General features: G+C 43.1%; 6 protein-coding genes. All 6 read right to left on the bottom strand.

From position 1 onward, the window contains the following. Positions 1 to 240: 240 nt before the first annotated feature. The gene (locus C943_RS21515; protein ID WP_211208890.1) at positions 241 to 4827 is read right to left on the bottom strand and encodes a LamG-like jellyroll fold domain-containing protein; all 4587 of its coding nucleotides are present in this window, start codon (positions 4825 to 4827) and stop codon (positions 241 to 243) included. Positions 4828 to 6437: 1610 nt separating this feature from the next. Continuing rightward, positions 6438 to 6647, bottom strand: coding sequence for a hypothetical protein (locus tag C943_RS14370; RefSeq protein ID WP_040480796.1), 210 nt, complete (start codon positions 6645 to 6647; stop codon positions 6438 to 6440). A 22-nt stretch (positions 6648 to 6669) separates the two neighbouring features. Further along, complete coding sequence (locus C943_RS21510; RefSeq protein WP_211208889.1) at positions 6670 to 10128, bottom strand: fibronectin type III domain-containing protein; 3459 nt, start codon at positions 10126 to 10128, stop codon at positions 6670 to 6672. A 1451-nt stretch (positions 10129 to 11579) separates the two neighbouring features. After that, positions 11580 to 12662, bottom strand: coding sequence for a hypothetical protein (locus tag C943_RS14355; protein WP_008629144.1), 1083 nt, complete (start codon positions 12660 to 12662; stop codon positions 11580 to 11582). A gap of 400 nt (positions 12663 to 13062) precedes the next feature. Then, the gene (locus tag C943_RS14350; protein ID WP_008629143.1) at positions 13063 to 14502 is read right to left on the bottom strand and encodes a pectate lyase family protein; all 1440 of its coding nucleotides are present in this window, start codon (positions 14500 to 14502) and stop codon (positions 13063 to 13065) included. A 66-nt stretch (positions 14503 to 14568) separates the two neighbouring features. After that, positions 14569 to 14939: T9SS type A sorting domain-containing protein (locus C943_RS14345; protein WP_040480792.1), on the bottom strand; the 371-nt coding region annotated here is incomplete at its 5' end.

Here is a 14939-nt window from a genome sequence, read left to right as displayed (position 1 = left end):
GAATTTTCTGCGATGATCTGGAAAGGATTTTTTTGTCGCATTGTCATTTAACTGATGTTAGATTCCTATTGCTGATTGGATTAAAAAAAGTTTGTGCCTGTTCAAAATAAATTCTCCTAAGTATGAACAACTGGTGCCTTAAATCTACTTCTTATAATGCCCGTTAATTCATAGGAGTGCTAAAGTCTCCAAATAAAATTATGGAGAACAAAGGTCACTCCTATGTGTTAGACATGCGAACTATTTTTTGATAAATCTCAAAATCTCACGATGGAAATTATCTTGAAGTATCAAAATATAAGTACCCGTCGATAAGCCTAATTGGTCAATATCCATTTCAATTTGGTTATTCTGAACAATGCTTTCCAAGCTTTTAACGTTTCTACTATTTGTGTCGAAAATCAATACTTTGATAATGCCTTCCTCCACCCAAAGATTTTTAACATAAATTGTTTTTTCTGCGGGATTCGGATACAACAAAATAGAAGTATCAAATTGGCCAGAAATATTGAATTCAGGGGTATTTTCATTTGGCTTTGATTCTGTATTTCGATTGATGTAGGTGCCTTTGTTTGAAATTTCACCATTTAGACGCATCATTTGTTGGTTTGGGTTTGCGAGGTTGAAAACTTCATTGGGGGAGAGCGCGTCGCTGTAAATCCTAAGATCATCCAAACTCCCATTCATTCTCTGAATTGTTCCTAAGGCACCGATCACTAGATCACCAGAGTTTGTGCCAATTTCAAAAGGTGCTGAAAAAGTTTTACTGGTGCTTTCCGTCCCGTTGATAAAGATTTTACTTGTTTGCCCATCAAATGTGGCAGTCACATGAATCCATTTTCCGATATCCCCTGAGTAATTATAATTACTCCTCAATCGGTATGTGGAGCCATTGTTTGTCCGATTGAGGCGGAATTCAATAAATCCATCAATATCCAGCCAAAGTTCAAAACCGTTACCTGCTGACTTGCTAGCGATAGTACCCCTATGCAAGGCGTTAGGTTTGACCCAGGCAGCGATTGTCAGTGCGTTTGAAAGTTCCAAACTAGAATTGTGAGGTACTCTTCCATATCGTTCCGAGAAACCATTTAGATTTACGCCAAGACCTATTTTCGCTTCGGACCAAGATACTCCAGAATTGTTGATAATATTCGCGTTATTCGCATTTCCTGAGTCATCCCGAAACATATTGCCGCTCCCCTCATCCATTTTCCAATGTCCAGCTAATTGTGAAGGTATTGTCTGAATAGAGAGGCCTCCCTGCATTGCCTGCCTAATCTCTTCTATGCTAAGGGCACGATTGTGCAGCATGACCTCATCAAGCTCGCCATTCATTCTTTGAATGGTCCCCAATGCCCCTAATACAAGATTTCCTGAAGTAGTTCCAATTCCAAATGGATTGAAACTTGCGGATTTGTCCTCATTGCCATTGACGAATATTTTCATTGTACTTCCGTCAAAAGTAGCTGCAAGGTGTATCCAAGCCTGCAGGTTATTGCCGTAATTAAAGTTTGATCGCAATACGTAAGAGGAACCATTGGAGCTACGGTTTAGGCGGAATTCCAATTGTCCATTATTGTCCAACCAAAATTCAAAGCCGTTTCCCGAAGATTTGGAAAGAATAGTGCCTCGGTGCAAGGTGTTTGGTTTCACCCAGGCAGATATTGTGACCGCATTGGGGATTTCCAATGACTGGTTGTGCGGAATTACGGCGAAGCGATTAGACCAGCCATTCAGTAGAAGAGCTAAACCTGACTTCCCTTCCACCCAAGCGACGTTGGCGGTGGTTTGAAGCGTTCCATGGTTGGATGTTCCTGAAACATCCAACACACGGTTCCCACTTCCGTCTTCCATAGACCAATGTCCTACCAAGCCAGAAGTGAGGGTCGAATTTTCAGTGCTCCCGTTTGTACCAAAATTCCAGATTTCAGACCAACTTGAGACAACCGTACCGGATTTCGCCCTAACCCTCCAAAAATAGGTTTTGTTTTCCAGCAGAGATCCGAATGTTGTGTTTGTAGCTGTAATCCCACTCTGGGAGAATGCAATCGTTGAAAAAGTATTGGATTCAGACACCTGCACATCATAGGATGTCGCATTGGTTACTGGGTTCCAACTAACGCTTAAACTGGTAGGTTGATTCATGCTTGCGTTACCAGGAGAAACAAGATTCGGCTGTGAAAGGCTAACAGTGCCGCTGTTGGTCGAAAACTTCCAAACACTGGAATAGGAACCGGTTCCGGCAGGGTTGGAGGTCCTTACCCGCCAATAATATGTTTTATTTACAGTCAATGAGGGAACAATCCAAGAAGTCCCCGGGATAGAGTTTTTTCGATATACGGTGGTACTAAAGGACGTGGATTCTGATATTTCTATCCGATAATATTGCGTGTTGGGCTGGTTTTGCCACGTAAATTGAATATTGCTTGCTCCCACCACCGCATTGATGGCAGGACTGACCAAAGTTGTTGCCGATGGCGTTCCTGAATAGGTAGCGGATCTAACCTTCCGGATTTCAGAAATGGGACTATTTCCCGCTTCGTTGCTGGCCCATACCCGCCAAAAGTATTGGGTGTTTGCCTGTAAATTGGACACGGTGCGTGAAGAACTTGTCAGTCCGCTGACGTTTTGAACAAAGGTGCTGAAATCTTCCCGGGTAGACAATTGAAAGGTATAGCCTTTGGCAATCGGGCTCGCTGTCCAGGAAAACGTAATACTGGTGGAAAAGATATTAGCATCATGCGCAGGGCTGTTCAAGGATATTTGGGCTGGAGCCTCGGTAAACGGCCCCGTCTTGAACGTCTGGGGGGTAATAGGGTATTCTCCCATACCGGCACGATTCACCGCAATCACCCGCCAATAGTAAAGTGTGTTGGAGTTCAGGTTGGGGATATCCAAAAATGAATTCACAACCCCATCTTTGAATACAGCACTGTTTGAAAAACTACTATTGGTTGAAACCTGCACCCGATAGGATTCAGCACCCGATACTGGTTGCCACTCCAAGCGAATGTTAACTGGATTGATTACCACACCGTTAGTGGGACGAATAGGCACCACTTCCTCGGCCATAACTGCCAAAGAAACCGTCTTGAAGCTACTGACGACAGAGTAGCTACCCGTTCCATTCGCGTTCCTTGCCCGTATACGCCAATAGTACGTTTGGTTTTCCAATAATTTCGGGCTCTGAAAACTATTTTCAGTCAAGCCACTTTGATTGACGACCAAAGACGAGAAATCAGCTAGGGTGGATACCTGGATTTGGTAGCTTTGGGTATTGGGTACCTTGGCCCAAGTAAAGACAGGGTCAAGGCCAATATCCACCGAGTTTGATGCAGGTTGCAGCAGTAGGGTTCTGCCGGGCACTGCAGACAAAGAATTGGTCTGAAAACTTCGGGTACCCGAATAAGGACCAATTACCCCATTTCGTACAGCCCTTACCCTCCAATAATAAGTGCTATTGGCATCCAACTGGGGGTATACTAAACTGAGCTCCTTAACATTACTGAGGGTAATATTACCACTGCCAAAAGTCGAGGATTTCGAAATTTGTACCTGATAGGTATCCGCATTGGGCACCATCTCCCAGGCGAAGCTGATATCTACGGGGGCAATATTGCTGGCATTCGCGGCAGGGAGGATCGGATTAACGGTCAATGGAGTAGAGGGGTATTGGCTTTTTACCAAATTGTCGACCAATGAATTGATATAAACCTCTATATCCGTATAATAAGGGTTGAGGTTGTATTCCCTGTCGTTCGAGCGGTTGGGATTCAAGTTATTGGCTGTCTCCCAAGTATCCGGCATGCCATCTTGGTCAGTATCAGCAGGCGCAGCCAGGCTGCGAAGTGTAGGCCATCCACCCACATCATTTTGACTGTCAATAATGCCCAAAAGCCCTGTTTTTGAACCCCGAAAGGTTGTGGTTCCATTCCTAGTCTCGTTAATTATGCGTTGATCAACTGCGTCTCTGAATAAATTTGCGCCAACATAAGCTAAAACATTCGAATATGCTTCATCTGCAGTCCTAGTGATACTGTAGAGATTATTCGGAACAGGGAAAGGGACCAAGTTGCCGTTATTATCTCTATTCTTTAAACGATTTAAATAGGTTTCGGTTAGAGATCCATTTTCAAGCCTAACTCCATTCCATTGGTCTGTTGAAATTCTAGAATTTCCAGGGATTTTGTTACCCTCCAAAAAAAATTTTGCATAGGTGGTTGGATCTGCATCTATAGCAGTTGGCCAAAGAAAAAACTGGTTAACCATTTCCGAAGAAGGGTTCGCATTCGTGGCGGGGCCTGGTTTGTAATAATTGTAAAATAGGTTATTGGAGGATAGGGCGCCATTATTTGTAGATCTGAATCCCCAATTATATATTACATTATTTCTCAAATCATTAGGACCGGAGCCTTGTGTTAAACTTGGAGTTCTGATATGAAAATGAGCCATTAGATTTCCGAAAAATGACAGATTTTTACCTCCCAATAAGGAGCCAAATGAATGAGACGATTTATTGTGAACAATAGGTTCATTTAGGCCTTCAGCAATAATACAGTATTGAACGGTGGCATCCTCTACCTCATCAAGTGAACATGTTTCATCTGTTCCCCATGAAAATGAACAATGGTCAATAATTAGATTTTTCGATCGTTTGATTTCAAATGCATCTCCTTCAACGCCTGTTTGATCTCCAAGTCTAGATCTTATATATCGAATAATTACGTTATTCTGATCAAACACTCTAAGCGGGTAACCCTGAATCGTAATTCCATCGCCTGGAGCAGTCTGGCCTGCAATCGTGATATTGCCGTCCCTGATGGTCAAATCTGACTTTAGTTTGATATTTCCCGAAACTTCGAATACGACTATCCTTGGACCTTTGGTGTCTATGGCAGCACGAAGACTACCTGGTCCTGAATCATTCAGGTTAGTAACCTTCAGGACCTGACCGCCACGACCCCCTGTGGCGAATTTGCCAAACCCCTCCGCCCCCGGAAACGCAACCACGCGCTGCAGGTTGGGATCAAAATCTGATACAGGATAGGTTTGTGATTGGATGTTGAAATGAAAAATGAACGCAAGGATTGCCGTTGAGATATAGGCAATAATGGAAGGTAGCTTTAAGTTTACCATGGATGAGTTTGTCGTTTACTAAGGCTTAGCTGTAAACGGAAAGCCGATAGGCAATTCCGTTTCCGTCCGATACACAAAAACTTTGCCGAAGTGGATTTTCGTTAAATTAATTCACAAAAAATTAGCGGGATTCTTTCCCTTTATGTCGTCCAACCTTTGATTAGACCCCTTTTGGATATTTAAAGTAAGAAATTCAATACAGTGGGAAAATAGCATGGAAGATTTTCGCCAGAAAGAATTCAAAAGGAAGTGCACCCAATTATCCTGCGTTTCCGAACCCAGGAATCTCCAGACCATCACAACTTCCTTACTCTAAATTTTCGAACAAAATCGTCTCCCCAAGTAAACAAAATCGATCTTCACAGAGGCTCGGATTACAATGGTTTTCACGCAGCGGACGCCGCGATTTCGCTGCGAGCACCGCGGAAAACCTTGTTTGTCAATGGTAGGCATGTGATCCAAGGGGAATCGTAGTTTCCAAAATAAAACTGCCTTAAGGGCCAGCGGTTTCTGAAATTTGAATAAAATTCTTGCCAATCAAATCTTCTGCCTCTCCTACAGGAGAGGCCAGGGAGAGGTCATCACCAAATCTTACTAAGGTCCGCAAGTTCCCATTCAAGTCCATTTACTTGGTACATGGTACTTCGTACTTGGTACGTACCCCACTTACCCCCTTGGCGCTGTTCCTACCTAAATCTGGAACAAGCACCTTCGACATTGGTATACTCCCTCTCCTGAAGGAGAGGGCAGGGAGAGGTCATCACCAAATCTTCCGGCGGTCCGCTTGTTCCCCGTCACGTACCCTATGTTCTTGGTACATGGTACTTCGTACTTGGTACCCCACCTTCCCTCCTTGGCGCTGTTCCTACCTAAATCTGGAACAAGCACCTTCGCCATTAGTGGACTCCCTCTCCTGATGGAGAGCGCCGGTGAGAGGTCATCACCAAATCCTCCTGAACTCCGCTATTTCCCCTTCACGCCCCCATCTAATTGGTAAATGGTACTCTTCGTACATGGTACCCCACTTCCCCAATTTAGCGCTGTTCCTACCTAAATCTGGAACAAGTACCTTCGCCATTGGTGTTCTCCCTCTCCTGAAGGAGAGGGCCGGGGAGAGGTCATCACCAAATCTTCCTGCGGTCCATTATTTCCCCATCATGTACCCCATCTGCTTGGTACATGGTACTTCGTACTTGGTACCCCACTTCCCCCATTTAGCGCTGTTCCTACCTAAATCTGGAACAAGCACCTTCGCCATTAGTGGACTCCCTCTCCTGAAGGAGAGGGCCGGGGAGAGGTCATTACCAAATCTTCCTGCGGTCCATTATTTCCCCATCGTGTACCCCATCTGCTTGGTACATGGTTCTTCGTACTTGGTACACTACCTCCTCGCTTCCCAACCTCCCAACCTCCAACATCAAAACCATCAACCTTCTTTTCCACCAACTAGCAGTCCTGTCGGCACCTGTCTTTTGTCTTGCGTCTTGTATCTTGCGTCTTGTATCCTGCATTTCGCGTCTAACGCCTAATTTCTCACTTAATCCATACCTGTTTTGTTTCCACAAACCACTCCCCTTGGATGCGGAGGAAGTATTTGCCCGAAGGTATGTTTTGCCCAGAGAAATCCCAGCGCAACTCGTTGCCAACGTTTTCAAATTCGCGAGCCAAGACCAAGGTTCCCCTAGAGTCCAGGAATTGGATCAATACTTTTCCTGAAACAAACTCCGAGAAACTCAGATTGATAAAGTCCGTAGCAGGGTTGGGGTACAGGTTGATGTCGACTCTACGGTATTGGAAGACTTCCGTTTCTTTTTCCTTTTCGATGGCGAATTTCCAAGTTTCGGAGAAGGAAGACTTTTTGGCACCAAGCGCCTCGATTTTCCAGAAATAGTTTTTGTCCCTTTGCAGGTCAGATACCAGGAGGCTTGTATCGGAAATACTCCTCAAGATGGATTGGCCGGATTTGAAAAGGGAGTCTTGTGACAGATATAGCGTGTAGCTTGTTGCTTCAGGTACAGGGGACCACTTGAACTCCACTTGGTCAGATTCAATCAGCCCATTCTTGGCGGGCGAACGCAATATCGCGGCTGCCAACTGTGGTTCCGCCTCCGTTTTGAAACTGCGAATGCTGGAATAAGGCCCAAATCCGGCGGCATTTCTTGCCCTTACCCGCCAGAAATACACGGTATTGTAGGCCAAATCTTGGAACTGGAAGGAAGTCCCGCTGATCCCCTGCACATTGACCAGGATTTGCTGGCTGAAATTGGAACTCAGGGAGATTTGAATTTGGTAGTCATCCGCAGTGGCCACACTTTGCCACTGCATTTGAACGGGTTCTTTTTTCAAAACACTGGAATTGCTTGGACTGCTGAGTATCGGCGTGGCAGGAACTGTTAGCGCCTTCTTTGTGGAAAACTCCCATGTCGTGGAGTAATTGCTATTTCCAACAGGGTTGCTCGCCCTGACTCGCCAATAGTAGGTGACGCCTTCCGCCAAGTTGTCGACCTGTAGCTGTGTTGCCGACACATTGGAAACATCGCGCAGTACCTGGGAGAAATCCCTCACTGTTGCTACTTGCACCCTGTAGGAACTGGCATTCGAAGCTGCTGACCAGCTTAGCAAAACGCTAATGGCTTGGTCAAGCGATTGGTTGTTGGGTGATGCAAGCTGAGGGGTACTAGGCGGGTTGAGCGTTTCAAAAGATCTCGCAGCCGAAAACGGACTGCTCCCTGCCTGATTGGAAGCACTGACCCGCCAGAAATAAGTCCCGGCAGCCAATAGCTCAAGTTCGATGGAAGTGTTTGTATGGTTGCCAGAATCGTGTATTGGGGAACTGAATTGAGCGTCCTTGGCTACCTGCAAGCGACAACTGTTGGCGTTGGATACCCCTTGCCAAGAAAACAGGACCTTTCCTGTCGCCACTACGGCATTTGAGCTTGGGGTAAGCAAGACAGGCGCAGCGGGTGGTGTTAGCGGCCTCTTGGTCGAAAATTCCCAAACCGTCGAATAGCTGCTGGTTCCTGCCATATTACCTGCCCTGACCCGCCAATAGTAAGTCACCCCTTCAGAAAGGTTATCTAGCTGCAGTTGGGTGGAAGAAATATTGGAAACATCTCTTTGAACTTGAGAAAAGTCTTGGACAGTCGCTACTTGGACCCTGTACGAAGTAGCATTGGAAACTGCCGCCCAAGTCAACAAAACGCTTGTGGATAAGTCAAGAGATTGGTTGTTGGGTGCCACCAAAGTGGGTGGGGTAGGGGGCGCAATGGTTTGGAAAGTCGAGGCTGTGGAAAATGCACCGCTACCCCCTTGATTGGAGGCACTGACCCGCCAATAGTAAGTACCTGGGTCCTTGACATCGAGTTCGACCGAAGTGCCCGGTAAGTTGTACACATCATAAGTCGGAGAATTGAATTGGGCTTCCTTGGAAACTTGAAGCCGGTATTTCTCTGCGCCGGAGACAGTATTCCAAGAAAAGGTTGTTTTTCCAACCGGGATCGAACTGTCCTTGGCTGGGGCGGACAAAACGGGTATACCTGGAACCTGAACCGATGTTTTGGTGGTAAAACTCCAAATGGAAGACCAGCCGCTGTTTCCTGTTCCATTGCGGGCCATCACCCTCCAATAATACTTTGTTCCTGAATTGGGTAGGGTGTAAGAAAATTGATTGTCCATAAGGGAACCTTGGTCAACCACCAAAGTGCTAAAGCTGGATGATTCAGATACCTGTACCCGGTAATTGCTGGCAGTGGCCACATCCTCCCATTGAAGCATACCTGTCAATTCTTGGCCAAGCGCCTGGTTCGCAGGGCTGACAAGGGCTGGAGCGGAAGGGGGAAGATCTTTGATTTCAAATTCGATGCGGTAAGTGGCTCCAACTGATCCACTCCGGTTGGAACCCGAATAGGGAATTGCTTCAATCACATACTTTCCCGCAGGTAATTCTCTACCCTGATATACGCCATCACTGTCGCCAAATAAAGCATATGGGGCTGAATTTTCGGTCCTAGTAGCCACTAGAGGTCCTGTCAAGCTAAAATACACGCTTCCGATGCTGCTTGGATTTGAATTCGCCCGGACATTCCATGTTTTTCCGAAAATCTTTGAGTTGTCTAGGACCATGTTATTGCTGAGTACGCTAAAATCATTGTTGTCTCCTGCGTCCACCAACACCAGATTTACAATACTTGGAAGCGTAGTTTGATTGACCGTGATGGTCGAGGTAGCAGTGAATCCCCCATCGGAAGTTTTGGCAGTAATCACCACGCTTCCAGGCGCAATCCCTGTCACCAACCCGCTGCCATTTACCGTAGCAATGGCAGTATTGGAACTGGACCAAGTAACTTGCTTATTGGAGGCATTACTTGGTTGGATAGTTGCGGTGACTTGAACGGTTTTTCCGGCATCGATGGTAGCCGTTTTCGGATCAACCGATACCCCGCTCACAGCCACAATTTCCTCGTTACCAGGCTCCATGATATGGGAAACCAAACTATTGAGGTACACCTCCAAATTGGTGTAGTTCTGATCCAAATTGTAACCATTGGGATTATAGGAATTTGGATTCAATCCGTGTTCCGTTTCCCAAGCATCCGGCATCCCATCCCTGTCTGTGTCCTTGGGAGCAGGAAGCGATTGCAGCACCGGCCAACCGCCAACATCATTTTGGCTGTCGATGATGCCCAAAAGACCGTTCTTTGATCCTTTGAAGGTAACTGTCCCAGTTTTTACCTCTTGTACAATCCTTTTGTCAACCGCATCCCTCACCAAACTTGCACCGGCAGCTGCTAGGACGGATTCATAGGCTTCGTCCGCAGTCATAGTTTTGGAGTAAATATGCGAAGGGACAGGAAACGGGACCAAGCTCCCGTTTTGGTCCTTGTTCTTCAATTGCTCCAAGTATTGTTCTGTTAGGTCACCTGATTCAAGCCTGACACCGAGCCACTGATCTTGCTCAAGGATTGTCTTTCCTTCTAGTTTATTTCCCTCCAAATAAAACTTGCCATATTCGGGTCCAGTCGGCCAAAGAAAAAAGTTTGCAATTTGGGTATTTGTTGGTTGAAATTTCGTTGCAGGACCTGGCTTATAGTAATTCGAGATAAAATTCGCGTTTGCATTTTCGCCGTTATTTGTAGATCTGAAATTCCAGTTGTAAATAACATTATTTCTTAGGTCTGCGATATTGGTGTTTGATGCAATACTAGGTGATCGAATTACAAAATGTGAAATTAGGTTCTTGAAAAATGAAACATTTTCCCCGCCCCAAATACCGCCGTAGGCATGATTAAACTCTTTTCCAAAATAAGATGCGTCATTTATTCCTTCAGCAATAATGCAGTTCTGTACCGTGGTATTTTTCACTCGATATACCGAACATGTCTCATCCGTACCCCAAGAAAATGAACAATGGTCGATAATCAAGTCTAATGAACCATCGCGAGCTTCAAAGGCATCCGCTTCAATTTTTGCTAGGTCGCCAAGCCTAAACCTAATAAATCTGATAATAAGATTTTGACTTCCAAAAACCCTCATAGGATAATTCTTTAGTGTTACCCCATCTCCGGGAGCAGTTTGGCCCGCAATTGTTAAATTACCGTTTCGTATAGTTATAGAGCTTTTTAATTCAATATTTCCAGAAACCTCAAATACGACCGTTCTCGGTTCAGTCGATTCCAATGCTTCTCTCAAGCTCCCAGGTCCGCTATCGTTGAGGTTGGTAACTATATACACTTTACCTCCGCGGCCTCCGCTGGTATATTTGCCGAATCCTTCTGCGCCAGGAAAAGCCAGCCTAGGTTGTTGGGCGAATGAGATGGCGGAAAAAACTATTCCAAAGATTGTTAGTAGAAATGCTTTCATAATATTGCTAGGGCATACCTTTCCATTAATGAAAAGGGAAATGAGTCGTAATAGACTTCTTTAGATGTAACTTTGTTTATTCGTCAAAAAAGCTTATGGGGTGATTAAGCATGTCAAGACGGTAACAAACCTTGTAGCAATTTTAACAATCGAAGAATAATTTCCAAGTCATTGATTTACATACCAAAAAAGTATTCTGAATCTTCAAAAAAATGAGTATTTCCGTAAAGGGTCTGCTACACAAAAAATTTTGGTTTTAATCCTGAAACCTTCTTTTGGAATCGATGTACTCAATAACGGTCATTTTAAATTGCCTTTCGCCAAAGGCTCAACAAAACGAAATAGTGTTTTTCTTATTCAGGTTTGTCCGCAAACCAAATCTTCAGTTTTTTTATGTTTGGGATGAAAAAGCCAAAAATTTTTTCAATAAGCTTTTCGTCAACTAGAATTTATTCAATCCCAATCCACTTAGATTCTATAAATGAAAGTAAAAGCAACATAATTCAAGTAATTTTTAAAAAAAGCTACAAGTATGTGTTTTGAATTCTGCTGGGTTCGTAAATACGTACATATATATTAACGAATCACTCTAAAATCAATGTTTTGAACTCCTTTACTTTTTCGTCAATTTGCCCAAAAGAAAGACTGAGCTCTTGATAAGCGTTTCTGCTAAGGTCTTTTGCCAATTTTTCATTTGTTAATAAATCCTGAACCTGACTAATTAAGTTACTTCCGTCCCAAGCGATTGGCAAAAATGTTTCCATCGGTTTAAATACGTTAGGCCAAGTATTTAAATGAGACATATCTGGTTTTACAAGCACAGCAGAATTTAATATAGCTTCAAAATCACGGAAACACACTTCACCATAGCCAAAGGGACTCAAAACAGCACTTATTTTTCTAATCTCTTTTTGATAAAGTTTGGGATCCAATTTCCCAGAAAGAAACATATCGTTTCCATCAACTTTTTCTAGTAAGATCTTTCGTTGGATGTCGATATGCTTTCTTCGCTCGTTTACTCCGAATCTTGCCTGACATTTTTTTATACGTTGCACATCGTTACCTGGGGCACTTGGAAAATTTCCCATTAATTTGCCAATGATATTTGGCCCCACTATGGGAAAAAGAATACGAATAAGTTTTGACCTATTTGAAAAATAGTCACCAATGCCAATGTTCCAACAAAGGCGAATTTTTCCTAAATTTTTAGAATCACCCAAATACTGGCCATCATATTTCGAGTTCGATTTGATTTCAAATTCGAACCGTGACCTGTAAAAGTCAATAAATAATTTGTTTCCATTAAACCTTCTTGTGTACGATGACAAATCAGAATATATCTGTTTCTTGAAATACAAGTCGAAATCATCAAAATATTTGAAAAACTGAATTTCACTACCATCAAGATCGTCAAAAAAACAAACTTTTTGGTACTTATTTTTTGCCTTTTCAATTAGGCTAGATTGTTCATCTGGAGAAAGATTTCCAAAGTACTTTGCAAAAACTACAAGATGTTCATTGGTGTCTTTTCTAATATCATATTTTCTCGAATCGATGAATGAGAATTCATCGGCTAACTTAGATTTAAATATTGGGTATAGAGAGTAGTTGACAGTTATGCTCTTACTCGGGTCAAACAGTAGTGAGATTTTTCGAGGCTTTTTCATTTCGATAATTTTTTTTTTCAAATGTCAGGGGTGTTAACAAAAAGGTATCAGTGAATTTTAAGAATAGAGCATGAAAAACAAATTTAGAAAAAGAATTGATTTATGATATTCTTGGGTTATCAGGCAAATAAGTCGGACAACTCTATGTTAAAGCAGACTGTACAAATCCCATCAACCTAGTAAATCAAGCATTTCATTTTTGACCTTTTATGGCAAAGTTTACATTTACTGAACTCTACGCATTGTTTAGTTTTTTTTTACAAATCTGTCCAACTAGAGAATTTGTGATTCTAAATTTTTATGAGTTGCGACATCCCTGCAAATATTTTTTTTAGTTATCGTTTGACTCCAATATTATCAAAACTGTCAAGTCTACTATTTGCGCTACAAATTTTCCTTGTTAGGGCCTCATTAGATGCGACACAAGGCCATTCAAATAAACCTCGAGGTTTGTATAGTTTGGGTCCAAATTATAAAATCGGTCATCTCTGCGTTCTGGGTTCAGTCCCTTTTCAATTTCCCAATAATCCGGCATTCCGTCCCGATCGGTATCTATTGGTGGTGGTTGGGAGTTAAGTTGTGGCCAGCCGCCCACATCAGCCTGGCTATCAATAATACCCAAAAGACCCGATAACGATCCCTTAAATTTTGCCGTACCGGTTTTTACTTCGTGAATCAGCCTTAGATCCACCTCGTCACGATGAAGATTCGCACCCGCATTTTCAAGTACAAATGAAAACGCGTCTCTCGCTGTAAGCTTATGTAAATAGATTCCCTCAGAGACTTCAAATGGAATCAAATTTCCATTTGCGTCCTTGTTTTTGCAAAGGTCCAAATACCTTCGAGTCCTTTCCGAGTTCTCCAACCTAACTCCCAACCATTGATTTTGAAGAATTTCCGTCCTACCCTCCAACATATTGCCTTCCAAATAGAATTTTCCATAGGTGATCGGATCCTTTTCAATAGAACTTGCCCACAGAAAAGTTTGATCGACTAATTGTTGGCTTGGCAATGCTTTCGTAGCTGGCCCCGGTTTATAGTAATTTGAAATTAGATTTGTTTTGGCCTTTGACCCATTATTTGTTGGTCGAAATCCCCAGTTGTAAAAAACATTGTTTCTTATGTCCAGAATCGAAGATTCTTTTGCGATTGAAGGCATTCTAATCATAAAATGACACATAAGATTCCCGTAGAAGCTAACATTCATTCCTCCAATAATTCCGCCATAAGCATGTTTGAAATTTTTGTCAAATCTCGAAACATCATTTATTCCCTCAGAAACAATACAATTTTGAATGGTTGCATTGGATACTCCATAAATAGAACAGGTCTCGTCAAGACCCCAGGAAAAAGAACAGTGATCAATCATTAGATTTTCACAACCAGATCTGGCTTCAAAAGCATCACCAATTTCGTCACCCAAATCTCCATGACGAAATCTAATAAAACGAATAATGATATTGGTTTTCCCGATAATTCGAAAAGGATAATTTTGAATGGTAATTCCATCCCCGGGTGCTGATTGCCCTGCAATAGTCAAATTTCCATCCCCAACATTCAATCGGCTCTTTAGTTCAATATTGCCAGATACCTCAAACACCACGGTTCGTGGTCCCTTGGCCTCTACCGCCCAGCGGAGACTTCCAGGGCCACTGTCATTGAGATTGGTTACAATGTATACCAATCCACCTCTTCCGCCACTGGCATATTTTCCGAATCCTTCAGCTCCGGGAAAAGCAATTTGGTCTAAATCGCTAATCCGATAAGAAAACTGGATTGAATTGCCCAAAAATGCCGAAAACCAAATGAGAAGTACTTGAAGTTGAATCAAATTATACATAAAAGGTGATCATACCATAATTTTTATCTATACTATTGCGGAACAATTGTGGTTATCTTAGACGTTTTATTCTTTTACAATTTTGAATTGCATCAATATTTTACGATCGCCTAGGGTAATGATATAGGTACCCGGAGACAATCCTAGAATGCCCAAGTCCACAACCAGCTCCCTGCCATGGACTGTTACGGTCTTTTCAATGATTAAGCGACCCTTAGAGTCAACCAAATGCATTGTTAGTGGACCTGTCTCAATCCAAAGCGGCTGAATGGATACTTTGTCAGTTGTTGGATTTGGGAAAACCATCACTTTCTTGCTAACTTCTATAGAGGGGTTCAGCTGTTTGATCCCGAATTCAGGATTACTCGCGACGTATTCTCGGCCCGAACCATTCATTCTGAATGAAACTCCATTGGCCAACAACAGGATTTCTGCCG

This window comes from Mariniradius saccharolyticus AK6 (assembly GCF_000330725.2).
GTDB classification, from domain to species: domain Bacteria; phylum Bacteroidota; class Bacteroidia; order Cytophagales; family Cyclobacteriaceae; genus Mariniradius; species Mariniradius saccharolyticus.
This window is presented reverse-complemented; position numbering and strand designations above follow the sequence as displayed.

Coding starts and splice junctions, on each gene's coding strand:
- C943_RS14350 (WP_008629143.1), bottom strand. CDS start 14,502: ATGTATAATTTGATTCAACTTCAAGTACTTCTCATTTGGTTTTCGGCA.
- C943_RS14355 (WP_008629144.1), bottom strand. CDS start 12,662: ATGAAAAAGCCTCGAAAAATCTCACTACTGTTTGACCCGAGTAAGAGC.
- C943_RS14370 (WP_040480796.1), bottom strand. CDS start 6,647: ATGCAGGATACAAGACGCAAGATACAAGACGCAAGACAAAAGACAGGT.